General features: G+C 63.3%; 24 protein-coding genes and 1 tRNA gene. 7 read left to right on the plus strand and 18 right to left on the minus strand.

All coding sequences use genetic code 11. The features are described 5' to 3' along the window. The first annotated feature begins 138 nt into the window (after positions 1–138). Genes X265_RS19360 through X265_RS19375 form a run of 4 tightly spaced genes read left to right on the plus strand, consistent with a single transcriptional unit; the run spans position 139 to position 3,959 of the window. Entirely contained in the window at positions 139–381 is a 243-nt protein-coding gene (locus tag X265_RS19360) for a hypothetical protein (protein ID WP_128966255.1), read from the plus strand. A gap of 38 nt (positions 382–419) precedes the next feature. Continuing rightward, entirely contained in the window at positions 420–2,360 is a 1,941-nt protein-coding gene (locus tag X265_RS40970) for a hypothetical protein (protein WP_167506282.1), read from the plus strand. A gap of 13 nt (positions 2,361–2,373) precedes the next feature. Then, positions 2,374–2,991 (plus strand): hypothetical protein, encoded by a 618-nt coding sequence (locus X265_RS19370; protein WP_128966256.1) that lies wholly within the window; start codon positions 2,374–2,376, stop codon positions 2,989–2,991. 17 nt (positions 2,992–3,008) lie between these two features. After that, a complete protein-coding gene (locus X265_RS19375) occupies positions 3,009–3,959 on the plus strand; it encodes a hypothetical protein (RefSeq protein WP_128966257.1) in 951 nt (316 codons plus the stop codon). Here the strand turns inward: X265_RS19375 and X265_RS19380 are convergent. Together X265_RS19380 and X265_RS19385 are read right to left on the minus strand one after the other, a co-directional pair. Next, the gene (locus X265_RS19380) at positions 3,916–4,554 is read right to left on the minus strand and encodes a PEPxxWA-CTERM sorting domain-containing protein (protein ID WP_164938687.1); all 639 of its coding nucleotides are present in this window, start codon (positions 4,552–4,554) and stop codon (positions 3,916–3,918) included. The genes X265_RS19375 and X265_RS19380 overlap by 44 nt on opposite strands. 298 nt (positions 4,555–4,852) lie before the next feature. Continuing rightward, positions 4,853–5,443 (minus strand): hypothetical protein, encoded by a 591-nt coding sequence (locus X265_RS19385; RefSeq protein ID WP_128966259.1) that lies wholly within the window; start codon positions 5,441–5,443, stop codon positions 4,853–4,855. A gap of 486 nt (positions 5,444–5,929) precedes the next feature. On the opposite strand from X265_RS19385, the gene X265_RS19390 reads away from it, so the two are divergent. Further along, complete coding sequence (locus X265_RS19390; protein ID WP_128966260.1) at positions 5,930–6,229, plus strand: hypothetical protein; 300 nt, start codon at positions 5,930–5,932, stop codon at positions 6,227–6,229. A 143-nt stretch (positions 6,230–6,372) separates the two neighbouring features. Here the strand turns inward: X265_RS19390 and X265_RS19395 are convergent, their stop codons facing one another. Next, positions 6,373–6,921, minus strand: coding sequence for a hypothetical protein (locus X265_RS19395; RefSeq protein ID WP_128966261.1), 549 nt, complete (start codon positions 6,919–6,921; stop codon positions 6,373–6,375). 322 nt (positions 6,922–7,243) lie between these two features. Here X265_RS19395 and X265_RS19400 point away from each other — a divergent pair, with 322 nt between their 5' ends. Continuing rightward, complete coding sequence (locus X265_RS19400; protein WP_128966262.1) at positions 7,244–7,798, plus strand: hypothetical protein; 555 nt, start codon at positions 7,244–7,246, stop codon at positions 7,796–7,798. Positions 7,799–8,200: 402 nt separating this feature from the next. Further along, complete coding sequence (locus tag X265_RS19405) at positions 8,201–8,431, plus strand: DUF6894 family protein (protein WP_128966263.1); 231 nt, start codon at positions 8,201–8,203, stop codon at positions 8,429–8,431. Between the two features lie 817 nt (positions 8,432–9,248). Here X265_RS19405 and X265_RS19415 read toward each other — a convergent pair. From X265_RS19415 to pncA, 15 genes are all read right to left on the minus strand, one after another. Continuing rightward, positions 9,249–10,085, minus strand: a complete 837-nt coding sequence (locus X265_RS19415; RefSeq protein WP_128966264.1) for a hypothetical protein — start codon at positions 10,083–10,085, stop codon at positions 9,249–9,251. A gap of 237 nt (positions 10,086–10,322) precedes the next feature. After that, positions 10,323–10,412: transfer RNA gene (locus X265_RS19420), tRNA-Ser, on the minus strand. Between the two features lie 581 nt (positions 10,413–10,993). Then, positions 10,994–11,317 (minus strand): hypothetical protein, encoded by a 324-nt coding sequence (locus X265_RS40610; RefSeq protein WP_164938688.1) that lies wholly within the window; start codon positions 11,315–11,317, stop codon positions 10,994–10,996. Between the two features lie 224 nt (positions 11,318–11,541). Then, the gene (gene ilvD, locus X265_RS19430) at positions 11,542–13,392 is read right to left on the minus strand and encodes a dihydroxy-acid dehydratase (protein ID WP_128966266.1); all 1,851 of its coding nucleotides are present in this window, start codon (positions 13,390–13,392) and stop codon (positions 11,542–11,544) included. A 159-nt stretch (positions 13,393–13,551) separates the two neighbouring features. After that, on the minus strand, positions 13,552–14,409 hold the full coding sequence (locus X265_RS19435) for an ABC transporter permease (RefSeq protein WP_128966267.1): 858 nt from the start codon (positions 14,407–14,409) through the stop codon (positions 13,552–13,554). Further along, positions 14,406–15,335 carry an ABC transporter permease gene (locus tag X265_RS19440; protein ID WP_164938689.1) on the minus strand — a complete coding sequence of 310 codons (930 nt, stop codon included), beginning with the start codon at positions 15,333–15,335 and terminating at the stop codon, positions 14,406–14,408. Before X265_RS19440 ends, X265_RS19435 begins: the two co-directional genes overlap by 4 nt. Next, positions 15,335–16,321, minus strand: coding sequence for an ABC transporter ATP-binding protein (locus X265_RS19445; RefSeq protein ID WP_128966269.1), 987 nt, complete (start codon positions 16,319–16,321; stop codon positions 15,335–15,337). Before X265_RS19445 ends, X265_RS19440 begins: the two co-directional genes overlap by 1 nt. Next, positions 16,318–17,301 carry an ABC transporter ATP-binding protein gene (locus tag X265_RS19450; RefSeq protein WP_128966270.1) on the minus strand — a complete coding sequence of 328 codons (984 nt, stop codon included), beginning with the start codon at positions 17,299–17,301 and terminating at the stop codon, positions 16,318–16,320. The genes X265_RS19445 and X265_RS19450 overlap by 4 nt, the downstream gene beginning before the upstream one ends. Before the next feature lie 3 nt (positions 17,302–17,304). Further along, a complete protein-coding gene (locus tag X265_RS19455; RefSeq protein ID WP_128966271.1) occupies positions 17,305–18,942 on the minus strand; it encodes an ABC transporter substrate-binding protein in 1,638 nt (545 codons plus the stop codon). A gap of 30 nt (positions 18,943–18,972) precedes the next feature. Beyond that, positions 18,973–19,788, minus strand: a complete 816-nt coding sequence (locus X265_RS19460; protein WP_128966272.1) for a sugar phosphate isomerase/epimerase family protein — start codon at positions 19,786–19,788, stop codon at positions 18,973–18,975. Positions 19,789–20,228: 440 nt separating this feature from the next. Further along, positions 20,229–21,515: a DUF1236 domain-containing protein gene (locus X265_RS19465; protein WP_128966273.1), complete on the minus strand. Its 1,287-nt coding sequence runs from the start codon at positions 21,513–21,515 to the stop codon at positions 20,229–20,231. A gap of 106 nt (positions 21,516–21,621) precedes the next feature. Then, positions 21,622–22,005 carry a GrlR family regulatory protein gene (locus X265_RS19470; RefSeq protein ID WP_128966274.1) on the minus strand — a complete coding sequence of 128 codons (384 nt, stop codon included), beginning with the start codon at positions 22,003–22,005 and terminating at the stop codon, positions 21,622–21,624. A 36-nt stretch (positions 22,006–22,041) separates the two neighbouring features. After that, positions 22,042–24,075, minus strand: a complete 2,034-nt coding sequence (locus X265_RS19475; RefSeq protein ID WP_128966275.1) for an NAD(+) synthase — start codon at positions 24,073–24,075, stop codon at positions 22,042–22,044. A gap of 129 nt (positions 24,076–24,204) precedes the next feature. After that, complete coding sequence (locus tag X265_RS19480) at positions 24,205–25,320, minus strand: alpha/beta fold hydrolase (protein WP_128969340.1); 1,116 nt, start codon at positions 25,318–25,320, stop codon at positions 24,205–24,207. 16 nt (positions 25,321–25,336) lie between these two features. After that, the gene (gene pncA / locus X265_RS19485; RefSeq protein WP_128966276.1) at positions 25,337–25,975 is read right to left on the minus strand and encodes a bifunctional nicotinamidase/pyrazinamidase; all 639 of its coding nucleotides are present in this window, start codon (positions 25,973–25,975) and stop codon (positions 25,337–25,339) included. Between the last annotated feature and the right edge of the window lie 53 nt (positions 25,976–26,028).

Here is a 26,028-nt window from a genome sequence, read left to right on the forward strand (position 1 = left end):
TGGAGCTCGCCGCTGGAATAAAACACGACGAGCGCGAACTAGCTGGGGTGATCGCTCTCGCTAACGAGAAAGTCGCGGCGGCTCCGGTCAACAAGCCCGGCAAGGCACGCTTTCGGGGCTTAGGCAGATAGGTGATGCATGAGCATCGAATCTGACGGCTTCAAGGTGCTCGAACAAGCGGCGCTGACGATGCTTGACGCGGTCGATGAAGAAGCTGTCATCGAGTTTTACCGCGAACAACTGGAACGCGCGTTGCGTGCAAACCTCGGCGATGATCGCGGCAAGTCGTCTTCTCTTGCTGACCAGTTCGTCGAGATCATCCGCAGCCGGCGACTCGAAATTGAGCGCGCCCGCGGCTCTAATCCGACTGGGGTGCAGTGATGGTTCCATCGTTCGAAGTAGGCGCGATTTTCAGGGTCTTGGACGAGGCGTCCCCGACCCTGAAAAGGATCCTGGCGCAGGTGCGCGAGCTCACCAAGGCAGTCGAGAGCGCGAAAAAGAGCATCGCCGGTATCGGTGCCATGCCGGCACTTGGCGCGGCGATCGGCGAGGCACAGCGGCTTGCTACCGCATGGGGCGAAGTCTCCAAGGCGGCATCATCAGCCAATCGTGCAATCGGTCGCGCCACGAAGCGAAGCGGCGCGCTGGCTGCGGCCGGTCCTAACGCGATCAATGATACCAATGCCCTCGCGGGAGCCTATGCCAATCTCGCCACACAGATGGCGGCGGCTCGCGCGGCTGGAGGTGGCTGGCGTGCTGGCTTGCCACCGCCGCCACGTGCGGGGGGCGGTGGCGCAAGCACGGCTGCGGCCGCGCGGGGGCGTAGGCTCGCGCATGGTGGCGGCGCCGGAGCCCACATCGGCGGCCCATCGGTCGCCATTCCCGGCGGAAGCCACGTCAACTTGCGCGGAGGCGCAGCAGCTGCCCTCGGATTGGCCGGCTACGGCGCCTATGAAGCCGCCCAGATGGAAGATGCCGTCTTCCAGCTGATCTACCACTCTGGGCTGGAGCAGAACGACACCAACCGGAGCAAGTTTCGCAACATCCTGCAGGACTCGATGGCGGAGAGCGGCTACTCGCTCCATGACATCGCCGAATCTGCCAAGCAGGAAATCCGCATGTTCCAGGGCACGCCTGGCGGCGGGATTGACGTTCTGCCGGAGATGCTGCGGGCGGCCACCATCGAGTCGCGGCTGAAGGGCGAGAGCCCCGAAGAGTCGATGAAGGCGCTGATCGGCTTGGCGCATATGACCAAGCAGTACAGCCCCGAGGCCATCAAGAAGCTGGCACCGGCATTCGCGTTCCTGTCGACGGCCAATCCTGGCTCGCTTGGCTCGATCGAGCGGGCGGCCGGCTATGCCGTCCCGCTGCTGCAGTCGGGTCTCGAGATCGACCCGATGCAGTCGCTTTTGCTCGGCACCGCGCTGACCCGCGCCGGCGCCACGTCGACCAAGTCAGGCACATGGCTGCGCGAAATGGCGCTGCGGGCCATGCCTGGTACGTCGATGATGAGCAAGATGGCCTTCAAGAAGCACGAGGAGTCGCTTCGCGAGCTCGGCCTGGTTGACGAGAACCACAAGCCCACGTGGTTCACCGACGGCAAGCCAGACCTCCTCAAGATGCTGGACATCGCCGGGGCCAACGCGCCAAAGATCCCGTTGGAGCGCCGTGCGGGCCTTGAGCGGCAACTGTTCGGGGCCCAGGGCGGCGGCGGCTTTGCTCTGCTGGCGGACCCCGCCGTGCGCGAGCAGGTGCTGGCACTGCAGAAAGAGATGAACTCGCCTGAGTTCAAGAACCGCTATGCTGGTTTTGCCGAAGCCTACAAGCAGGGCTCGACGGTCCAGAACGCGCGCACCGCCATCGCCGAGTTCAACAACACGATGATGGATATCGGTGCCCATGTGCTGCCGCCTCTGAATCATGCGTTGCGCGATTTTAAGTCGGTGCTGGAAGGCATTCGCGGCCTCTTGCCGAAGCCGCCCGCTGGCGGCGACTCTACGCTGCTCGGCGCTCGCGCGATGGAAGGCGCGGCGCTCGGTGCGGGCGTTGGGCTCGTTACAGGCGGTCCAGCCGGTGCGGCCATAGGCGCTGCAGGCGGCGGCGTGCTCGGTACTGCTGCTGGCTTCATCGAGCAGTACAACGACAAGTTCAAGCTGGGCTTCGACAAGGGCGGCACCTACACATCCCCGGGGAAGACCGGGAAGCCAGCCGAGAAGATCGTGGTCACGCCGCCGGTCAACCTCTCGATCAATCTCGACGGCCGCACGGTGGCGCAGGTCATCGCGGACAAGCTTGCCGAGTTCGGCCGTTATCAAACTGACACAGCCGCAGCCAATGGCGGCGTTGTATTCGGACCATAGGAGTTTGAGCCGCGTGACGAAAACAAAGCGCACGGCTCGCGCAGAGACTGGCGGTGCCGCGGATGTACCGGAGCCGCTGGTCTGCGCACCTAAACGAGCTCGGGGTCGTCCACAGAAAACTGCCGAGCCTGGCCTACCGGAACGATGGGAACGGGACGATGTCGTTCAGGCGGTGCAGGAGGTCCTAGACGCGCTAGAGGCGCCGCCCATCGACCCAGAGGCCAGGATAGCGCTTCAGCGCTACTACGTCCGCTGCGAGATGCTGCGGAAGGTCGACAAGCGGTACTCGGAGGACGGTCGGTCCCGCATCACGCTGTTGGTTCGAACGATCATTGAGTCCGAGGGCAACGAAAACGCCCTGGTCGAGCCCGTCCTCGTGGCCGTGAATTCCGTCCTGCGCCCAGGCTGGACCGGCAAGGGGCTCGCCTTCATCGAGGCATTCGACGGCTTCCCGTTTGTGACGACGCTCGAGACTATGCGCGGCCTCAATCTGTTCAAGGAAGAGAACCTGGGCCAGTACCTCGGCATGGTTCTGCACAACCGACTCCTTTCGCTTCTCGGTCCGCCAGAAGCTTTGTCGGCCGAAAAGCCAAAACGTAAACCTGCGCGGCCACTCCGGCGCGCTGCATAAATCGAAGGATTGTTTCTATGCGAAAGCTTCTCTTTTTAGTCGTTGCTCTAGCCGCGCTGATCGGAGGTTCGGTAAGCTCGTTCGGCGGGATGATGATGCTGGGGGTGGGCACATCATCCACGTATCAAGGACCTGGAGATATCGTTGGCGGCGCGCTGATTTGGGGAAGTTGCGCACGAGTCTACAGAGCATCACTGGCGGGTACGAGCACGTCGCTTTGCGATCTTGTGGACACGTCCACGGGAACCACGGCCGTTTGCACACTGCGCGGGTCAGCCGGCGGCTTTGTTGATCTCACGAATGCCTATTGCCCAGGATCGCTCACCCCAGCAGCTGCCTGTGCAGCGGCGGCTGGTGGCGCTTGCCGCGTCTCAAAAATCTACGATCAGATCGGTGGTACGCCGGGTTGGGCTAATGCAATAAATTCGCAGCGACCGACACTTGCATTCTCGGCGCTCAACGGTCTGCCTGGGTGGACATGCACTTCTGTGGCAAATTGTTCGTTGTCTCAGGCAAGCGTGGGTATTACGGCATCTCCGCCGTGGACGATGGTCGCGGTCGGAAAGAGAACAGCCAATTTCACTACGCTCCAACAGCTGATGGGCTTCGCCTCCGCACCAAACACGGCTCTCGGGTTTGCCGCTTCCGCCAATACGATCACGTTTACTGAGAATGGTGCGAATACGATAACCCTGGGCTCGGTAGCTGATAGCTCGTTTCATGCCGTTCAAGCCTATGGGGATACAGGTACCGCGAGCCTTATTTCGGTGGACGGCGTTGACGGGACTCCGGGAAATGCCGGTACGCAAAGCTTTACATCTAATCTTCCTAGGCTTTCGCGCGCTGCGGGCGGCAGCAGCCTCGACGGAACGATGATGGAAGCTGGAATTTGGCCCTCTGCATTCGGGTCCACCAATCGCGGGCTCATGAACGGCAATATTCACGGCACCAACGGGTATAATTTCTGACTCGTAGTTTGCGCCGGTGACGCGCCGTCCCCAATGCAACGAAACCAAAAATCATCATCACCCAAGTGGAAGGCTCAGGGACTGGTGCAGCAATGGAAAGGCCGCTGCCCTGAAAAAAGAACTGCACTCCATTTACGTCGGCAGGAAGCGTAAACAAGAGACGTATCGGAATCGCCGGACAAACCAAGCCAGGACACAGTTCCTCATTATTATAAATGAGGTTAAGCAACGGGGGTAACGTTCCGAGCTCAGAAATATCGAACGGCGGTGTCGCCAGGCCCCCAGTCCCGTTCGTCAGCGAAAATGCTAGGGCCGTGTCTTGGTCGGTGAAGCAGCTATCGTGCTCCACACAGGGGTTAAAAGAGCGAAGGTCAAGATAGTCTGGCGACAGGTAGGCCGTTCCGAAATCGACGGTGTCACCGAATCCGACGGTATATTTTGGACTGAGAAATACAATGCCGTTGCCTCCGGTTCCGGCAACTCCATTCTGCTGAAATCCAGAGAGGGAGCTTATGTCGAAGTGCAGACTTGCAGCCTGCGCTGCGTCCGAAGAAAGGCCAAATGCGAAAGCGACGGCATAAAGAAAGAAACGCATGACACCCCCCTTCGAAAAGGGCATTCCACCTTCCCGCCGTGGTTGAGTCAATTCGCCTGAAGTACGATTAAGAGGTTGACTCGCTCGGCTGAGCGCCCGCAGAAAGAACTCATATGAGCTCAGAGATCATCACCACGTGCATCAACTGCGTCGCGCCGGGAAGCCTCTGAGCAACTCTCATTGTGGTGGCGATGGGAGCAGTGGCAGCGGTCCAATACGAGCGCCGACAGACTCGCAACTAGCCCAGCGCAAGTAGAACCTCAGAGCACATAACGTTGCTGCGAACCGCACCCTGCCGTCACCACTGAATCCGCCGCTTACCGTGCGCAATGGGCCGGGGATCCTCCCACGCGATGGCCTCTTGAATTTTTGCCGATAAGGCGGCCAAGTTCCTCAGGTCCTGACCGAGCTGATTTTGGGTGACCTCTTGTCGGTTCATCTCATCAAAGCGAAGTGCATCCGTCGTGACCTTCGTCTTGAACACGCGGCCGCTCTCGTGCGTGTACCAGAGCGCGTGAGCGTACTCATTTCGCTTTGCATTGATCTTCTCATATCGATCGATCACCTCGTCGAAGATGGCAGGCTTTTCGGCATGCACATGCGAGTTTTGCAGAACGGCTCGCATCGCCTGGATCTTGCTTTCAGCCATACGCATCGACCGAAATGCTTGCCGAGCAACGTCGTCTGACCTACTCGGTAGCAGGATTAGACGACCATAGAAGATCGCTAGATGCTCTTCGACGTGGACAATCGCTGCAACGAACTGTCCTACCAGCGCGGCTATTTCTGGATTTTCGATGCCGAGCGCCCAATCACCAGCTGGAAGCTTGTCATTGTGCGGCCGCTCGCGGCCCACGCGCACGGAACCTCTAGTGCGAGGAATATTCATGGCTTAGATCCGAACCTCGGTGTGGCGTCATCGGATAGAAGGAGAAGGGGCTTCATACTGCCGGGCCTCGCTTCTGCCAGCTTTTCTCCTTGTTTCTTTTCCAGCGTCCCTGGCATTCTATCTGTGATCAGCGCATCGGAATATATTGGCCCGACGGCTTTGCTTGGGGCTCGGACTTCGGGGAATTGTCCGGCGCGGCCACCGTAGCTTGCAGTATGCGCGCCGCAATCAAACTCCCGTATTAAGCTTGATGCCTGCGCTCCGGGTTTAATCTGGAACCGACACGTCGACAAACCTCTTGCCGACTTAGGCGACGAAGCTATATTTCGGGCAGACGCCGAATCGACCCAATCTGAGATTTGGCGCCCCCGTCCTTTTACTGTTGGGGATGGGTAGCGCGGCACCGCTTGAGGTTCGAAGACCGAGCGTGATTGGGGGCTCTTCGGACCACTCATTCCCCTATTGTCAAAAGAGGAGAAGCTCGCGATGCGCATCGCAGCTTATAGCGGTCACGCGCCCGGTCACGTCCGCAAGACTTTTCAAGATGCATTCTTTGCAATGCTGGATTGGAGAGGCGAAGGCCCGGTGCCAATGGTCCAATTCGAAGTCGACTACCAGCCGGAGCTCATCAGCATTGATGAGGCATGCACGCTCGTTTCGCGTTGCAGCGACATCATGCCCGGGATGATGGTCGATGAATTGGCGGAGTACGGCGGCTTGAAGAGCCGAACGTATGCCGCTGGTGCTCAGGCCATGAGGCGCTGGTTGAAGAGCTGGCAGTCTTGACGCATCTCAAGGCGCAGCAGCTGAGCTCGGGCACAATCAGCGTGTAGCCGAGACAGTTTGCCGACCATGCTGTCGACGCTATGGGCTCGGGCTCGCAAGAGTCCGGGCCCTTTCGAGCACATCTAATCGATAGCCCAGTTGGATCAGTCCGAGTTGCTGTCCGCATCGGCTTCTCCAGCCAGCGGCTCTTCGCTAAGCGCCTGCTCGTATATAATTCGATCCACCCGCGCTTTCATGGCGTTGATGCAGTCAAGGGCAGCGTCTCGATATCGAGTCTGGTTATCAGTCGCAGATCTCCAGCTCGACAGTTGCCGACACAGTTTCGCGATGTGTTCCGAGTTAAAATAGACAAAGCGGGTAGTATGAGCGAACGCGTTCCTTATGTCGGCGATCGTACGCAGGTCATTTCGAACCTCTGGTTCAATAAGGCCGAACATGTAGGCCACGTCGATTTTCGGTTTAAAGTATTTTAAGGGCCCGCCAAGTACTCGCTTGGCTTCGTTGTCAGTCAAAGGGCGCCCGCCAGCGAGCAACAGCTTTTCAAGCCAGTCCTCAACCAGCCCAGCAGTAACTAATGCGTTTCCAGCTTCCGTTTGCCGGCTGAGAATTTGGAGCAGGTCGTCTTTCGTAAACGAAGCGGAAGATCCAGTAGAGCTGTATTTCCCGGTTTCAGCCGACAACTTCTTCGTCATCAAACCCTCGCTGAAAAACTAGATTATTTCCCCCTCGCCTTCAGCCCCAGCTCCACGAGGCGGCGGATGGCTTCGGAGCGACCGGGAGCGTCTTCTTGCTTTGCTGCCCAATCGTCTACGGCCTTCCTCATCTCGGCCGACAAGCGGATGGCCGTAACCGGATCCTGGCCTGTAGCCGGCCGACCTGGGCGTTTTCGTACTACGTTTTTCTTTGACGCTACCATAAAAACGTATTACACTTATGGGGCTTGAAAAACAAGCGGCCCGCACGGCTGCGCTAACAGCAATGCAGGCCTAACCCGACCATCAGGAGTCTAATCAAATGGCCAAGGCTACCGAGCGTGTTAGCACGCCACCCACAAGCGCGTCCGGAATTTCACACAACAGCAGAGACAGGGCGCTCGTAGAGGCGTTCAAACATATCGTCGTCTGTGATGACGCAATCGACGAACTCATGCGTCGTTATGGCGATGACCACGGAGATCGCGAAGATTCCAAGAGCTGGGAGGCCCAGCGCAACGAGGACATCGAGACGCTCGTGAACACGCCAGCATCAACGGCTGAGGGGTTACGAGCGAAGGCCTCGGCGATGCAGATCCGGACGATTGCCGACAGTTACGAGGATCATGGCGGCATCGGGACTTCGCTGGCTGCAGACGTCCTGCGGACCGCACTGTTGAAGGACGGCGCCTTTGCCCTCTCTTCCGACATCTACGAGGACGTTCTGCATCTCATCGCCTTTGGCGCCGCCATCGATCGAATGGCCAGCTCGTTCCCTGCGGAAGACGACAACACGTTATTTTACACGCTCGGTGCGAAGATCATGGAGCACGCCAAGGCGATCCAAAACCGTCTGCACGCTGCCCACGAAGAGTGAACCTGCCACAGAGCAAGGTAGGTTTCCGATTCAATTCCTGAAGTGGCTTATGCACGGTGACAGCAAAAGGCCCGCCGCTTGGCGGGCCTAAGCACTCCCAGCGCTCGAATCCGCAATTGGATCGGCAGCCGGGAGCATTGGGGGCTGGAAAGCGAGCCGTGCCATGTTCCGCCACTAATGACAATGCGTGAAACCCCGGAGTCCGGTAGTTCTCCGGAGTCCATTTTCGGAACGGGGTGTTCTACCGTGCGAACACCGGCGAGATTTAAGTACCCTCCAATTTCAAGTTGCCCGGGATGGCCGTAGCAGGGCTCGAACCACTCTGCGGCCTTTCCCTATTCTCGCTTCTCTGCTGCACAACCAATCTAGGACACGGCGGCTCCCGCCGATTGATAATCCGACATGACAAAGTATTTCTTTGACATCCATGACCCCCAAGGGGACATCGTCGACGATGAAGGTGTTGAACTTTCTAGCTTGGATGATGCACGCAGGGAGGCCCGGCAAACCATTGGAGAGGCGGGGCGAACCTTGATGGCGAAGGGAGTCGACGGGCGAGTAGTGGTGCAAGTTAGGGTCCAAACAGGCCCAGTGCTGACCGTGACGGCGGCGTTCGAAACGATCGACAACTAATGACCCCTTAGAGCACGGTGCGGGACTTCGCCATATGCCGCTTAGATGGGCTCGCCAAAACGCCTCATCTCGCATAGGTTTCTGGCGCGCTCGGTCTGCCGGGCGCAACCTACAGTCCAAACAAACTTACCCGCCAATTCCCCAAGTTCGGCGGGTTTTTCTTTGGGGGGCGCCGGTTCACGCTGGCGGGCCTAAGGCGAATCAAGCCCCCGCACGCGGTACGAAGGCCGGAGAGACGGCCCCGGCTCGCAGGGGCTTGGGGGTATGGGCCGGTGCCGCTCAGGAAACAAAAGGCCCCAGCTCCCGGGCAATGGGGAGAGCTAGGGCCCGCCTGCTCTGTGCGCTTTGTTGGAATGAAACGCGTCGGGGAAACGTGGAAACATCGGCAAAGTTCCCTTCATGAAGAAGGGCTTTTCGGCTCCCTAGGATTGCCTGTTCGGTGCCATTGCTGCCGGCGACAATGCAGGACCCGCGCATGCCGCAGGCTGTGCAGACGAACCGCGGCTCGAGCTGCGAGATCCTGATCTCGTCCGGCCACCGGTCGACGTACTCGGCTGGCAGCTTGACGTTGTGGCTGCAGCGATAGTCCTGGCAGAACACCATCAGATCGCGCACACCCGTCGATCGCAGATCGCCTAGCGTGATCTTGAGCGGGCGGCCATCGGGTTCGGTGCGGTCCTTGTGTCGAGGGCGTGGCACGACGCCATCGAAGCGCGGTGCTGGCGAGAGTCAAATTGTCGATCTGTAGCGGGTCGAAGTTAGCTTAAGCTACTGCCGCTCGTGGGGGGTGGAAAGCGGCGGTTCGCGCTGGCGGCTTTCAATCTTCTCCCGTCAACTCGTTCCATCGTCCAACTTGTACGTCAATGTAACCGGTTGGATAGGAGCGGCCTATGAGATCGAATGCTGTGTCACCCGCGGTGTGTACGGCCAGTACTGCGGCTGCCGGCAGGGGTGAAGTCACGCGCAAGTCGAAAGCATTCTTATCGGGGATAGCCCCACGCGAGCGGGCAAAGGTCGCGATCACCGCGCGAGCGGCACTATAACCGGCATCCGCCAGCTTTACTGGTACCGCCAATTCGACAACTCGCGGTCGGCCAATGAGCGCCAAACGCGCCAACATGGCTTCATCGCGCACGAACATCGAGGCCACCTCACCTCCCCAATACTTCGTGAGCGGATCTACACCACCATCGCGGACGTCTACCGGATGGGAAGTCATCCAAAACCGGTTAATCCTGATCTCGCGCTGCTCGCTTTGGAACGGGCTCCGCGAGTAGAGATCGCTCGCCAAGTCGTTCGTGATCGCTCCCGATGCGACAATGGCCGCCAACCTTCGCTGAAGCGATTCTGGTGTCGAGAGATGCACACCATCGCACCGCAGAGTTTCAACCTCGACGTCCGTTAGCCTGGTATAGTGCCAAGCGCGGATCGTGCGCTGCTCCATAGTCCTCGCGAGAGCTTCAGCGAACTGCACGAAATTCTGAGCGTGTGGGTTGCCCGGGCGAACTAGCGACCGGTTACGGCCCAAATCGTGATCTAAAAAGACACACCGTTCAGATTCGAAATAGCTCAGCATCAAATCAGCATTGGCCCCGAGTCCTTGAATGAGCCTCGAATCGAAAGTGTCGGCATTCCAAACGTCGACAACTGTCATCTATCCGATCCAGAAGAGGACTTCGCGAACCACGAAAAGAGCTCCGCCGAACGAATCTTGGCAAGCCCCTTCGTTGTTCCTCGCGACGGCGGGGTCACAGGATGGTGTAGGCGATGAGGCCCAGCATCATCCCCAAAATAAAACCGTGTAACGCGGCCACAGGCGTCTGCGCATTGTACGTTCGTTTGTGCGCTGAAGGGCGCGAACAGAGATAACCTATTGATGTTATTGGAGAACTGGCGGAAGGGGTGGGATTCGAACCCACGGTACCCTTGCGGGCACGCCGGTTTTCAAGACCGGTGCCTTAAACCACTCGGCCACCCTTCCCTCGCGGAGCGATCAGGCACTTAGCCTAGAGGACGAACCAACGCAACGCGAACTTGGACCCAGATAGGACCCGAATGGTTCAGGACCCGGGAAACCAGTAGCGAAGGCCGGAGAGCGTCGAGGTCAGCGCCTCATCCGTCGGCTTCGCAGGCGTTCCAACTCTTTCTCCAGGCAAACGCGTCACGTCCATTCGCGGTGCCCCTCGCCTGCCGCTTCGCATGACCGCGTGATCCGCACTTTCCCGGGGGTGCGCCAGTCGCTCCATTCAGTGGAGGTTCAGGGCGGAACACCTATTCACCCCTTCAGTTGCAGGGCGGTCCGCAACGTTGTTCGCGAGGATTGAAGTGAGACGGAGTGATCCATCCTATATCGTCATCGGCGCGACGATCGTGGTCGTGCTGACGACCTGGTACGGCTGGATCGCAAGAGCAGCGGCGGGCTGAACCCGCCGACCAAACTCGGAGTCAACGTTCCCAGGAACCTCTACCGAGGTCCGTCCGCCGAGCGTCGCATCTTTCCACCCAAAGAAAACGCGGCGCTCCAAAGGGCGCCGCGCAAGACCGTTCGTCGGCTACGTCGGCTCAGTAGCCGCAGGACGCGCAGTTCATCTGCACCGGGGCGTAGTAGGAATAACCCGGCGAGACCATCTCGACGCGTTGGCGCGTGGCGTATTGCGGCGGGATGCGCTCGTACTGAACGCTCGGCGGCGCCACCATCACGGTCTGCGGCACCATCACGGTACGGTACTGCGCCGGCGTGCGATGCGCGACGGTCGCGCCTGGCGACACCATCACGGTCTCGTCGACGGTGCGGTATTGCGGCGGGACGTATTGCTGCTGATAGCAGGTCTGGCACGGCGGCGGCGCGTAGCAATTGTAGCAGCCGGCCGAGGCTGCGCCGGTCATCGAAATCGCGGCGATGGCTGTTGAGAAAACGACAGCGAGAGTACGAGACATTGTGGTGGTGCCCCAATTGCCCAAAATGGATTTGCGAAGGTCGCGCGCAATATACGCCGCAAATTCCGGGGCTGCCGAACTTCGTCGAGGCATCCTTAATGCGAACGGCCGGCTCTCGCCGGCCGCTAACAGCTTGTTGACCATCCGCACTGCCGCCCGAAGCGGGGCAGCGCTCAGTTCGGGCGGCGCTTCACCTCGCGCACGGCGCCGCGCGCCGCGCTGGTGGTGAGCGCGGCATAGGCCTGCAGCGCGGTCGAGACCTGGCGCTTGCGGGCGGCGGGCTGCCAGGCGGCATCGCCCTTCGCCTCCTCCGCGGCACGGCGGCTCGCGAGCTCCTCGTCGGAGATCTCGAGATTGATGCTGCGGTTCGGAATGTCGATGGCGATGCGGTCGCCGGTGCGCACCAGAGCGATGTTGCCGCCTTCCGCCGCTTCCGGCGACAGATGGCCGATCGACAGGCCGGACGAGCCGCCGGAGAAACGGCCATCGGTGACGAGGGCGCAGGCTTTGCCGAGGCCCATCGATTTCAGATAGCTGGTCGGATACAGCATCTCCTGCATGCCGGGGCCGCCGCGCGGGCCTTCATAGATGATGACGACGACTTCGCCGGCGAGAACCTTGCCGCCGAGGATTCCTTCGACGGCCGCGTCCTGGCTTTCGAACACGCGCGCGGGGCCGGAGAATTTCAGGATGGAGGAATCGACACCGGCAGTCTTCACGATGCAGCCGTCCTGCGCGAGGTTGCCGTAGAGCACGGCAAGGCCGCCGTCCTTGCTGAAGGCGTGCGCGAGATCGCGCACGGCGCCCTTCTCGCGGTCGGTATCGAGCTCGTCGTAGCGGCGCTCCTGGCTGAACGCGACCTGGGTCGGGATGCCGCCGGGCGAAGCGCGATAGAAGGTGCGCACCGTCTCGCTCTTGGTCCGCTTGATGTCCCAGCGCTCCAGCGCCTCTTTCATGGTCGGCGCATGCACGGTCGTCACGGAGGTGTCGATCAGGCCGGCGCGGTCGAGCTCGCCGAGAATGCCGAGGATGCCGCCGGCGCGATGCACGTCCTCGACATGCACGTCGGCGACCGAGGGAGCGACCTTGCAGAGCACGGGCACCCGGCGCGACAGACGGTCGATGTCCTGCATGGTGAAGGCGACCTGCCCTTCATGCGCGGCGGCGAGCAGATGCAGCACGGTGTTGGTCGAGCCGCCCATCGCGATGTCCAGCGTCATCGCATTCTCGAACGCCTTGAAATTCGCGATGTTGCGCGGCAGCACGGAGGCATCGTCCTGCTCGTAATAGCGGCGGACGAGATCGACGATGGTGTGGCCGGCCTCGACGAACAGGCGCTTGCGATCGGCATGGGTCGCGACCACGGTGCCGTTGCCGGGCAGCGCGAGGCCGAGCGCCTCGGTCAGGCAGTTCATCGAGTTGGCGGTGAACATGCCCGAGCAGGAGCCGCAGGTCGGGCACGCCGAGCGCTCGATCACCTTGACGTCTTCATCGCTGACCTTGGAATCGGCCGCGGCGACCATGGCATCGATCAGGTCGACGGCCTTGGTCTTGCCCTGCAGCTTGACCTTGCCGGCCTCCATCGGGCCGCCCGAGACGAACACGGCGGGAATGTTGAGCCGCAGCGCTGCCATCAGCATGCCGGGCGTGATCTTGTCGCAATTGGAGATGCAGACGAGGCCGTCGGCGCAATGCGCGTTGGCCATGTACTCGACGCTGTCGGCGATCAACTCGCGCGACGGCAGGCTGTAGAGCATGCCGTCATGGCCCATCGCAATGCCGTCGTCGACCGCGATGGTGTTGAACTCCTTGGCGACGCCGCCGGCCTGCTCGATCTCGCGGGCGACGAGCTGGCCGAGGTCCTTCAGGTGGACGTGACCGGGCACGAACTGGGTGAAGGAGTTGACCACCGCGATGATCGGCTTGCCGAAATCGCCGTCCTTCATGCCCGTCGCGCGCCAGAGGCCGCGCGCGCCCGCCATGTTGCGGCCGTGGGTGGTGGTGCGGGAGCGATAGGCTGGCATGGCGGTTTCCGTCCTCGGGTTGACCCGGCCGGGCGAAAAAATGGAAGCCGCCTCAGGCCTTTCCGGCCGGATAGCGCACGGGCCGGGCGGGCGCAACGGGAACTTGGGCCGGACAGGGCTCCCCTGCTCCCTGCGCGGGCTCTTCGTGGCTTGGATGCCCTACTGCAAGGTCGGATCCAGACGGTCGCGCAGCCAGTCGCCGATCACCGAGACCGCCAGCGTGGTCACGACGATGGTGGTGGCCGGCGCCAGCATGATCCAGGGCGCCCGGGTCAGGTATTCGCGGCCGTAGCCGACCATGTTACCGAGGCTGGTCATCGGCGGCTGCACGCCGAGGCCGAGGAAGGACAGGCCCGACTCCATCAGGATCACCTCGGGAAAGACCAGCGTGGTCGAGACGATCAGGGTAGAGGCGATGTTGGGCAGGATGTGGCGCAGGTAAATCCGCGACGGCGTCGCGCCGAGCTGGCGGACCGCGGCCGCGTAGCCCTGCGCATTGGCGGAGATGGCAAGACCGCGAGCGATGCGAGCATAGCGCTCCCAGCCGAACAGGCCCATCAGGCCGATCAGAAGCAGCAGCGAGTTGCCGAAGAAGGCGAGCACGGCAAGCGCCATGATCAGGAACGGCATGCTGGCCTGGAAGTCGGTCAGCATCAGCACGAACTGCTCGACGGCCCCGCGAAAATGCGCCGCGAGGAAGCCGAGCGTGGTGCCCACCACGGCCGAGATCGCGGTCGCGCCGAAGGCGATCAGCAGCGAGATTCGGATCGAGACGAGCAATCGCGACAGCACGTCGCGGCCGAGCTCGTCGGTGCCGAGCCAGTGCGCGACATTGCCGGGCGCCGCGAGCCGGTTGCGCAGGTCGAACTGGGTGTAGCCATAGGGCGCGATCTTCTCGGCAAGCGCCGCGATCACCAGCATCGCGACGATCCAGGCGATCGCCAGCACGACGGACACCGGAATGGCCGGCAGGCGGATGCGGCGGATCGTCGTGTCTCGCAGCGTGGCGTCGGTCATGCATGCGCTCCTTTGGCGCGCAGCCGCGGGTCGAGGAAGCCGTAGAGGAAATCGACGACCAGGTTCGAGGTGACCATGGTCAGCGCCACCAGCAAGAGAATGCATTGCACGACCGCGAGGTCGCGGTTGGCGACGGCAACGACGAGCAGGCGCCCGACCCCCGGCCACGAAAACACGCTTTCGACCACGACCGCGCCGGCGATCAGCGTGCCCACCATGAAGCCCAGAATGGTGACGGTCGGGATCGCCGCGTTCGGCAGCGCGTGCGAGGTCACGACCTTGCGCCACGGCACGCCCTTGGCCGAGGCCGTGCGGATATAGGGCTGGCCCAGCACCTCCAGCATGGCGCTGCGGGTGAAGCGCGCCAGCACGGCGGCGCCGCCGAGGCTGAGCGTCGCGATCGGGAGGATGGCGTGACGCCAGCTGTCCTGCCCGCCGGACGGCAGCCAGCCGAGCTGCACCGCGAAAACGAGGACGAGCAGCAGCGCAAGCACGAAACTCGGCACGGTGAAGCCGGCGACCGCTGTCATCATCACCGCACGATCGATCGCCGACCCCCGATGCAGCGCGGCGTAGATGCCGGCGGGAATGCCGAGCGCGACCTTGAAGACGAAGGCCGGCAGCGTCAGCGCCAGCGTCGCCGGAATGCGCTCCAGCACCAGCTCGATCGCGGGGCGCCCGTCGCGCATGGAGCGGCCGAGCTCGCCCTTGGCGATGGCGCCGAAGTAGTCGAGATATTGAAACCAGATGGGATCATCGAGGCCCCAGGCCTTGCGGAAGGCGGCGAGCACCTCCGGCGGCGCCTCCGGTCCCAGGATCATCAGCGCCGGATCGCCCGACAGGCGCAGCACGACGAAGGCGAAGGTGACGACGAGCACGATCGTCAAGGCCGCGCGTCCGATGCGAATGGCCAGATATCGTCCCATCAGGCCGCATCCCGCGTTTGCGCGCCTGTCACGAGATGGCAGGCCACCTGACGGTCACTGCCGACGGCGGAGAGAACAGGCACCTCCCTCGCACAACGCGCGATGGCGCGCGGGCAGCGCGGATGAAAGGCGCAGCCTTGGGGGCGCGCCGCCGGGTTCGGCGGATCGCCTGCCAGCACGATGCGGCCGGCGCTGCGTCGACCGGGCGCGGGCGAGGCCGAGACCAGCGCCTGCGTGTAAGGATGCTCCGGGCGCGCAAACAGGTCGTCGGCGCTACCGATCTCGACGATGCGGCCGAGATACATCACAGCGACCACATTGCTGATCTGCCTGACGACGCGCAGATCGTGGCTGATGAACAGCAGCGTGAGCCCAAGCTGTGCCTGGAGATCGCAGAGCAGGTTCACCACCTGCGCCTGGATCGAGACGTCGAGCGCGCTGACCGGCTCGTCGCAGACGAGGAAATCCGGCTTCGTTGCCAGCGCCCGCGCCAGCACGATGCGCTGGCGCTGGCCGCCGGAGAGCGCGCCGGGATAGCGCGCGCCATGCGCCGGCGTGAGCTCGACGGACTGCAGCAATTCACGGACGCGCTCCTCGCGCTCGGGCGGTGTGCCGAGACCATGAATGTCGAGGGGCTCGCGGATTTGCGTCGCGACCGGCAAGCGCCGGTCCAGTGCGCCGAGCGGGTCCTGAAAGATCATCTGCATGCGCGCCCGCTGCGCCCGCCACGCCTGTGTTCCCAGCACGGCCATCGGCTTGCCGTCGAACCTGACATCGCCACGATCAGGCGCCTCGAGGCCGAGCACCATACGGCCCGTGGTCGATTTGCCCGAACCGGACTCGCCGACGAGGCCGAGCGTTTCCCCCTTGCGGATGCTGAGCGAGACGCCGTCGACGGCATGAACGGCCGCGGCTCGGCCGAACATTCCGGAGCGCATGGCGTAGCTGCGCGAGATCGCGGACACCTCGACGAGCGGCGGGCTCATTCGGCAGCGATCCCGAGCAGTGCATGGCGTGAGGCTTCGGCACGGATGCAGGCGACGGCGCGATGGTCCGCGATCGGCGCGAGCGTCGGAGCCGCAGCGCCGCAAGCTTCAGCAGCAAACGTACAACGCGGCGCAAAGGCGCAGCCATCAGGCATGTGCGCGGGATCGGGCACGGTGCCTGGGATCGCGGTGAGACGGCGGCGTGGTCCGTCGAGCGGCGGCAGCGCGCCGATCAGCCCCTGCGCATAGGGATGCACGGGGTCGGCGAAGAGCTGGTTGCTGGGCGCCTGCTCCACGATGCGGCCGGCATACATTACAGCGACGCGGTCGCAGTTCTCGGCGACGACGCCGAGATCGTGGCTGATCAGCACCATCGCCATGCTCATCTCACGGCGGATGCTGGAGAGCAGCTCCAGAATTTGCGCCTGGATGGTGGCATCGAGCGCCGTGGTCGGCTCGTCCGCGATCAGCACGTCAGGATTTCCAGCGAGCGCCATCGCGATCATGATGCGCTGGACCTGGCCGCCGGAGAACTCGTGCGGATAGGCCGACAGCCGCCGGCCTGCATCGGGAATGCCGACAAGGTTCAGCAGCCGCAGCGCTTCGGCCTTCACCGCCTCGCCAGAGAGATCGCGATGCAACGCCAGCGCCTCGCAGAGCTGCTTTCTGATGGTCAGCACGGGATTGAGCGCGCTTGCCGGGTCCTGGAAGATCATGGCGATCCGCCCGCCCCTGATCCGGTCGAGCTCGGAGGTCGGCGCGTCAACAAGTTCGCGCCCATCGAGCCGGACAGAGCCCGTGACCTTCGCATGCCGCGGCAACAGGCCGAGCGCGGCAAGCCATGTCACCGATTTGCCGGAACCGGACTCCCCGACGAGGCCGAGAGCCTCGCCCTTGCTCAGAGCGAGATCGACGCCGCGCAGGACGGCCACGCCGTTGAAGGCGACGCTCAGGCCCTGGATGCTGACCAGCGGCGCCACGGCCTAAGCCTCGAAATTGCCGGCGCGGAAATCCATCGCGAACGCCGGCGAGGCCTTCCACTTGATGGACCCCGGCTTGGCCGTGAAGGTCGCGTTCTGGTGCAGCACCGTGTAGGCGGGGTCTTCGCGCTCGGCGATCTCCAGCATGCGGCGGAACGCCTTCTTGCGCGCCGGACGATCGGTCGAGGTCTCCAGGAATTCGGAGAGCTGGTTCAGCTCGGCGTTGGTCCACTCCCCGATCTGCTGCTGCTGGCCGTTCGGGCCATGCTGGGCGACCAGCGACGACACCGGATCGTTGAAGGCGGCCGAGTTCGACCAGTCCCGCACCGCCCGGGTCGGCGCGCGCTCCATGATCTGCGACCAGTTTTCCTTGGTCTCGATTTGGACATTGAGACCGACCGATTTCCACATCTCGACCAGCACCTGAGCGGTCGCGACCTGGTTGGTATAGTAGTTGTTGAGCAGGCGGTACGGGATCGGATCGCCCTTGTAATTGGCCTGCTTCAACAGATCCTGCGCGAGCTTGGGATCGTAAGCCGGCACGTCCCAATCGGCGTTGAACATGTCGCCGTAGAATTCCCACTGCAGGCCCTTCGGCACGCGGGTGCGGCCGGCCCACAGGCTGTCGACGATGGCCTGGCGATCGATCGCGTGGGTGAAGGCACGGCGCACCAGCGGGTTGGCGAGCACGGCGTGGTTCTTGTCGAACACCGTCAGGCGGTGATTGAGGATGGTGCCGCCCTGCACTTCGAACGCGGAGTTCTTCTCGATGCCGGCGATCTGATCCGGCGGGATGTCGCAGGCGAACTGGTATTCGCCCGACAGCAGTCCGTTGATGCGACTCGCAACCTCGGGCACCTCGAGGAAGCGGATGCGCTTGAGCGGCGGACGGCCGCCCCAATATTCGTCGTGGGCCTCCAGCGTCAGCGACACGTCGGGCTTGAGCTCGACGACCTTGTAGGGGCCGGTGGTCACAGGCTTGCGGGCCCAGTCGAGATAGCTTGCGGATTCATCCCAGGCGCGGCGGTTCATGATGTCGGAGCCGTAGCGCGACAGCCGGCCCTCAATGGTGACGTCGGGCGTCGCGTTGTAGAAGCGCACCGTGTACTTGTCGACGGCGTCGACGCGGACGAGGTCCGGCCAGATGCGGCGGGCAACGGCCGGCACATCAGGCGGCAGCTCCTTGCCCGGACGTGGCGTCGGGATTTTCTCGAAGGCCTGGATGGTCGAGCGGCTCTTTGCCTCGGTCTCGCCGAACATGCGCTCGCGGCTGAAGGTGAAGACGACGTCTTCGGCGGTGAGCTCGTCGCCATTGTGGAATTTGACACCCTTGCGCAGCTTCACTTCCACGGTCTGGTCGTCGATGCGGCGCCATTCGGTGGCGAGACCCGGCACGGCTTCGAGGTTGCCGCGCCAGTTCTTGGAGATCAGCCCTTCCCAGATCGAGGAGAAGAACACGCGCTCGCCGACATTGGACTGCTCGCGCAACACGTCGAGCACGTTGGCATTGGTGACCTTCTGCACCGCGATCGTCACCGACGGACGATTGTCCCCTTGCGCCATGGCAAAGCGCGGCAGCAGCAGCATGCCGGCGGCAGCGCCGCCGGATTTCAGGATGGTGCGACGGGTGAACTTGCTCATGAGAATGACCCCAGCCCTCTGCGGTATCTGTTATTCAGCGAGACCGAGCGCGGCGAGATGGGAAGCGCCCTTGCGAACGTCGTCATGATTGCGCAGTTCGAGAATCAGCCGCGGATCGGAATTCAGCCGGCCCAGTGCACGGAACACCGCGACCCACGGGATATTGCCCTCGCCCGGTGCCCAATGCCGGTCGGCGAAGCCGTCGGTGTCCTGCAAGTGCACATGCGTCAGCATGTCGCCGGCGGTCTCGACGTAATAGTCGACCGGCGGCGCACCCGTGGAGACATGGGCATAATTCGCATGACCGGTGTCGAGCGAGACGCGGACCTTCCCGCTTTCGAGCGCCTTGGCGAGGCGCACGCGGTCGCGCGGATCCTTGTCCTCGATGTTCTCGATGACGATCTCGCAGCCGATCGTCTCGGCGCGCGCGATCACCTCGGCCAGTGTCGCCTTGACGCGCTCGACGATGTTGGCGCGGTTATCAGGATAGAGATCGAGATTGTTGTGATCCCAGGTCGTGAACGGCGAGTGCACCACCATCTGCGTCGCGCCGAGAAATTCAGCTGCCTCGAGACCCTGAAGCAGGCGCTTGGTCACCGCCTGGCGGATCATCGGATCATGGCTGTCGATCTTGAAGCCCCAGAACGGGCCGTGAATGCCGAGCCGCCCGGTATGCCCGGAGAGCATCTGCTTGATGTTGCTGGCCGCACTGCGCCAGTCTCCGTCGAGCAGATCGGCGCGGAAGAAATCCTGGATTTCGAGATCGCGCTGCCGTTCGAGAAGCCAGTCACGGTGGGCGGGGATCGATTTGATGGACAGTGCGGCGCCCAACACCGGCTTCGACATGGCTTGCTCCTTCAACGTCGACGATGACGGGAGCAGCGCTAGACCAGTTCAATGACAGGGCGGTGAAATGGCGGTTCCGCGCACCACGCAAGATGTGGACATCGTGTCGCGCGCATGCATCGTTCCGCGCGTGCAGACGCACGCATTCGCGCGCCGATCAAGCACGATTCAGTCCGTAGTGATCCGGAATGGAATCCTAACCATCCTTCGCGTACATCGCACGACATCGATCGGCGGCCACTTCCACGGGCATCACCCTCTGATCGCGCAACATGGGGTTGGGGGACCACATGGGGCGGGGGATTGAAGGCTGGGGCAAGGTGACGAGGTCCGGACTCCTAGGCACTCCGGACCTCGGAACTTTCATGATTGAACGCAATTTCGCGCCGCCGGCTTTGAGCCGCGCGGCGCGAAGTCGTTTCAGTACCTCGTTTACACGCCTAGCGCGTTTGCGGCTCGAGCGTCACGGTGCAGTCGCCCTGCCCTTGCGTCGCGACCACGATATCGCCGGCCGCTGCGCCGAGCGGGATCGGAGCGGATGAGCCGCCGCCGGGCATCTGAACCGTCACGCTCAGCGAATCCGTACGTGCGCTCGAGCCCACCGTCGACGGTTCGACTTCGGTCACGTTGCCCGAGGCGTCGCGACGCATGATCCTGCAATTCACATTGCTGCCGCCGGCCGCAGCCATGCTCGAGGATGCGCCGCTGCTCATCTGCGCACGGGCCCGAGACGGATCCCGCGGCACCTCGCTGACGATGCGATGCGTCCGCGGCTCCACGATGACGACGTCATCATCCGTGGCGAAATACTCGTAGTCGCGATATTCGGGCTCGATCGAGACGATCTCGGGCGGCAGCCGATAGAGACGCACGCGCGGGGGAATCGTCTCGCCGACCCGGATCGAGATGTTCAGGTTGCGCTCCGGCTCGGCCAGATGCTCGCGGCTCAATCGTTCCGAGATTTGCACCTGCTTCTCCGACGTCACCCGGGCCTGCTGATTGACCTGCGTGTTGGTCTGAGTGGTCTGGTTGGCTTGATTGGTTTGCGTGCCCGTCGCGGGCGGTGCGCTCTGCGCGTTGTTGGTCGGGGCCGTCCGGCTGGTGTCGGTTGCGGTGGCCGGCCGGTTGCCTTGCTGCGCGGGCTGTTGCTCCGCAGCGTTCCGCGGCGGCTGGCTCTGGTTGCGCTCGTTCTGGTTGGTCGCAGCTCCCGTGCGCTCGTTCTGCTGGCCGGCGGGACCGCTCTTGGATTTCTCGGACTCGGCCGTCGATTTCTGCGGTGCAGACTTGTCCTGCTTCGTCTCGGCGCGGTTCTTGTCGGCGTCATGGCCCGGTTTTGCGCTCTCGGCCTCCCGGTTGCGATCCTTCGACGGCTCGCGGGATTCCTGTGCCTGCTCCTTCGCATTCGGCGCGTTGCGCTCGGCGGCATTGGTCGGCTGACGCTTGTCCTCGCTGGCCTCATGCTTGGCGCCGCCCTTCTCCTCGCGGCCCGGACCCTGCAGTTTCTCCTGGGCACCCTGCGCGTGCTCTTGAACACGCTCTTGGGCTCGTTCTTGGCCGCGCTCCTGGACACGCTCCTGGGCCGCACCGCCATGCTGCGGCGCCGCGCCTTTTGCCGGTTCCTCGGTCCGTTTCGGCTCGTCCTTCCGCTCCGGCGCCTGCGCATAGGCAATGCCGGATGCGAGCATAAGGCCGATGGCCGCGGTCGATAACATCAAGTGCTTACGCATGGTCCCTCTCCTCGACAATTCGCAACAACAGACGCGAACGTTCTGTTGCAGCGAATGTTCCTGAGTAGGAACGCCGCTATCCGTTCATGAGAAGTTCAGGTTGCGCTTACATTGCGTCCTTCAGCGTCAGCTTCGCGGTGAAGGTCACGCTGGTCTTGCCGACAAGCGCCATGCCGTCGACCTCGGCGCCCCCCGCCGAGTAGTCACCCGAGAAGCCGCAGGTGACCTCCCTGCCGCCAAAGGCCAGCGTCTTACCGACGGCTTCGGTATGCTGATTGACGATCATGTCGCCGCGCCACTTGCCGTTCCGGAACGTGTAGCTGCCGGTGTAGTAGAAATAGCTGTCGCCGCCCATGATGCGCCCGTCGCAGAGCACGACCACGCCGCGCGCCTGTCCGCGCTTGCCGTCACGCATCTCGATGTCGAAGATGTAGAGGCCGTTGACGACCTCCGTCTCTTCGCCAGCTTCCGACCCGCCCCCGCCGGACATCAGATCATCTCCCGACAATCGCGATCGCCCATACCATCAGCCCGGCACGTTCCGCTCGAGATCCTCGAGCCAGGCCGCCGCGCTGGAGTCCGACGGCGCACGCCAGTCGCCGCGCGGCGAGAGCGAGCCGCCGGCGGAGACCTTCGGTCCGTTCGGCATCGCCGAGCGCTTGAACTGGCTGAAGGCGAAGAAGCGACGCAGGAACACCTCGAGCCAGCGGCGGATCTCGGCCAGATTATATGCCTTGCGCTTGTCCGCCGGGAACGCCGGCGGCCATTCACCGCTGGCGATGTCCTTCCAGGCATGCAGCGCCATGAAGGCGATCTTGGACGGCCTTAAGCCGAAGCGCAGCGTGTAGAACAGATTGAAGTCCTGCAGCTCATAGGGCCCGACCGAGGCCTCCGTGCTCTGCGGCTTCTCGCCCGGCTCGGCCGGAACCAGCTCCGGCGAGATCTCCGCCGACAGGATCGAGGCCAGCGTCCCGTTCACGTCGCCGCTGAACTGCTTTGAGGCGATCACCCAGCGGATCAGGTGCTGGATCAGCGTCTTCGGCACGCCCGCATTGACATTGTAGTGCGCCATCTGGTCGCCCACGCCGTAGGTGCACCAGCCGAGCGCGAGCTCGGAGAGATCGCCGGTGCCGATGACGATGCCGCCATGATGATTGGCCAGCCGAAACAGATAGTCCGTGCGCAGGCCCGCCTGCACGTTCTCGAAGGTGACGTCGTAGACCTTCTCGCCCGTGCCGAAGGGATGGCCGATGTCCTTCAGCATCTGCGTCGCGGTGGTGCGGATGTCGAGCTCCTGACCGGTCGTCTTGAGCGCCTTCATCAGCGCGAGCGCGTTGGTCTTGCTCTCGCTGCCGGTGGCAAAGCCCGGCATGGTGTAGGCAAGGATGTTCTCGCGCGGCAGGCCGAGCAGATCGACGGCCTTGGCGGCGACGATCAGCGCGTGGGTGGAATCGAGGCCGCCGGAGACGCCGATCACGACACGCTTGGTGCCGGTCGCGCGCATGCGCTGCACGAGGCCGGCGACCTGGATGTTGTAGGCTTCGTAGCAATCCTGCTCGAGCAGGCTTTCATCGCTCGGCACGAACGGAAAGCGCTCGATCTTGCGCAGGAAACCGATGTCGGTGGCCGGCGGCTTCAGCGCGAAGCTGATCTTGCGGAAATTGCCTTCGCGCTGCCGGCGATTGTCGTCGAACGTGCCCATCAGGGCGCGCTCCTGCCGGAGCAGGTCGAGATCGACGTCGGCATAGGTGACCTGACCGCCCTGGCGGAACCGCTCGCCCTCGGCGAGGAGCACGCCGTTCTCATAGATCGAGGTCTGGCCGTCCCAGGCGAGATCGGTGGTGGATTCGCCCGCGCCGGCAGCCGAATAGACATAGGCCGCGAGGCAGCGCGCCGAGCTCGACTGGCACAGCAGCGCACGCGAGCGCGCCCGGCCGATCGTGATCGGACTGCCCGACAGGTTGATCAGCACAGTGGCGCCGGCGAGCGCGAGCTCCGAGGCCGGCGTCACAGGGATCCACATGTCCTCGCAGATCTCGACGCCAATGGTCAGGCCAGGGACGTCGTCGGCTGCGAACAGCAAGTCGGTCCCGAACGGCGCGTTGAACTTGCCGATGCGGATGGCCTCGCCCGCAATGCCGGCGCCTGAGGCGAAATGGCGTCCTTCGTAGAATTCACGATAGGTCGGCAGATAGCTCTTGGGCACGACGCCGAGCACGTTGCCGCGATGGATGACGACGGCACAATTGTAGATCCTGACGCCGAAGCGCAGCGGCGCGCCGACGATCAGGACGGTCATGAGCGCCGCGGAGGCCTCAGTGATCGTGACAAGGGCCCGCTCGACCGCGTCGAGCAGCGGGTCCTGCTTCACCAGATCCTCGATCGCGTAGCCGGACAGGCACAGCTCCGGAAATACGGCAACCGCCACCGCCTGGTCATGGCAGGCGCCCGCCGCCGCCAGAACGGCCTTCGCATTGGCAGTAGGATCGGCCACATGAGACGTGGTGACGCAGGCCGCGACGCGCGCAAATCCGTGGGCGTAGATCGAGTGGAAACTCATCGAGCAGAGGACCCTTAAATTCTGTTGGAGCTGCCGGCTCCGGACTCTATTTAGCCCATCGCCATGGCCACGTGCAGGCCATCCGCGATCATGCATAACGGATTTGCAGCCTCGCCGGTCCTTTCGACCTCAGGCGCTGCGCGCCAGCACGCTGGGCTGGTCGTCGCGCAGCCATTCGGCGATCCGGGGCCATGCGTGGGCGTGCGTCCTCGCACCCATGAACAAGCCGAGATGGTTGCTGGGTTCGGATGCCGCGGCAACGAGGGCCGACGGCGTGCCGAGAAGGCTGGCCGTCGCAAGCGCCTGCGTGGCCGGCACGACGTCGTCGTCGAGCCCGGCCAGCAGGAAGACCGGCGCCTTGACATCTTTCAGGTCGATCACGCGGCCGAGCGCCGTGAAATTGCCGGAGGCGATGCGGTTCTCCCGGAAGATCCAGTTGACGATCTGGAGATAGTAGGTGCCGGGCAGATTGAGCGTCTCGGCGTTCCAGCGGTCGAATCGCGCGAGCAGGGCCGCGCCCTCCTCGTCCGACAGGTCTCTCTGCAGCGCCACGGCGATGTCATCGCGGTCAGGCGCCTTCGACCAGACATGCAGCATCTCGTCGCCGCTGACATTGCCGCCGCCGCGCGCGACGAGCTGATCGTAGACCATCTCGGGCGCGCTGCGGGCAAGTTGCGACAGCCGCGACTCGACCGAGAGATCGACGGGTGCCCCGACCAGAACCAGCCGCCGCACCTTGGCCGGAAACCGCGCCGCATACAGCAGTGACAGCCAGCCGCCCTGGCACAGGCCGACCAGATCGACGGGAGCGCCGATCTCGTCGACGGCGACATTGAGATCGCCGAGATAGCTGTCGATCGAGAGATGACGCATCTCGGGCGAGGCCGAGCGCCAATCCGTGAGATAGATCCGGTCGATGCCGCCACGTTGCAGCGACTGCACCACGCTGTGGCCGGGTGCGAAATCGGCGATCTGGGCCCGATGCAGCGCATAGGGCGCGCAGACCAGCGCCGGCTGGCCGGTTCGCGCCCGCGAGCAATCGCGCAGACGCATGGTGGCCAGCTCGAGGGCTACGCTGGCGGGCGTGGTCCAGGGGAGCTCGCCCTCGCCCTGCTCTTTGGAGCCGCGTTCCAGCCACCAGAAGCAGGCGTCCATGGCAAGCCGTGCCGCTGCAAACGGCCACAACAAGGGGGCCTCGGGCGCATGCCCCTTTTCACCTGGCGGCTTTCCGGTCTTCTCCGCCATCATGACCGCATCATCCTCATAGGAATGCCTCCAGGCTGACGGCGGAAATGTCGAGCTCCCTGAAGCTGCGATGGGTCGCCGCGACCGAGCCGTCGAGATCGATCCCACGACAGGCGTCCTCGATCACGGCAACCTCGAAGCCCGCCTTGCGCGCATCCTCCGCGGAAAAGCGGACGCAAAAATCGAGCGCGAGGCCGGCGACGAAAACGGTGTTCAATTCGCGTTCGCGCAGATAACCCAGCAGGCCTGTCGGCGTTCTCTTGTCATTCTCGAACAGCGCCGAATAGGAATCGATGCCGCGACGAAACCCTTTGCGCACCACAAGGCTCGCCCGCCTGACGTCCAGATCCCTATGGAATTCGGCCCCGGCCGTGCCCTGGACGCAATGGGTCGGCCAGAGCACCTGGGTGCCGTAACCGAGCTCGATGGTCTGGAACGGCTGCTTGCCCGCATGGTTCGACGCGAATGAGACGTGGTCGCCCGGATGCCAGTCCTGCGTCAGCACCACATTGGCGAATTTTTGGGCGATCCGGTTGATCGCGGGGACGACCTTCTCGCCGCCGGGAACGGCAAGCGCCCCACCTGTGCAAAAATCGTTCTGCACGTCGATCACCAGCAGCACGTCGCGGTCGGATATCTTCATTGCAGGGTCCATGTCATCCGCGCGGCGCACCCGCGGCAGGCCGCTCTTGCCAGTGTCGATCTTCC

This window comes from Bradyrhizobium guangdongense (assembly GCF_004114975.1).
Taxonomy (GTDB): Bacteria; Pseudomonadota; Alphaproteobacteria; order Rhizobiales; family Xanthobacteraceae; genus Bradyrhizobium; species Bradyrhizobium guangdongense.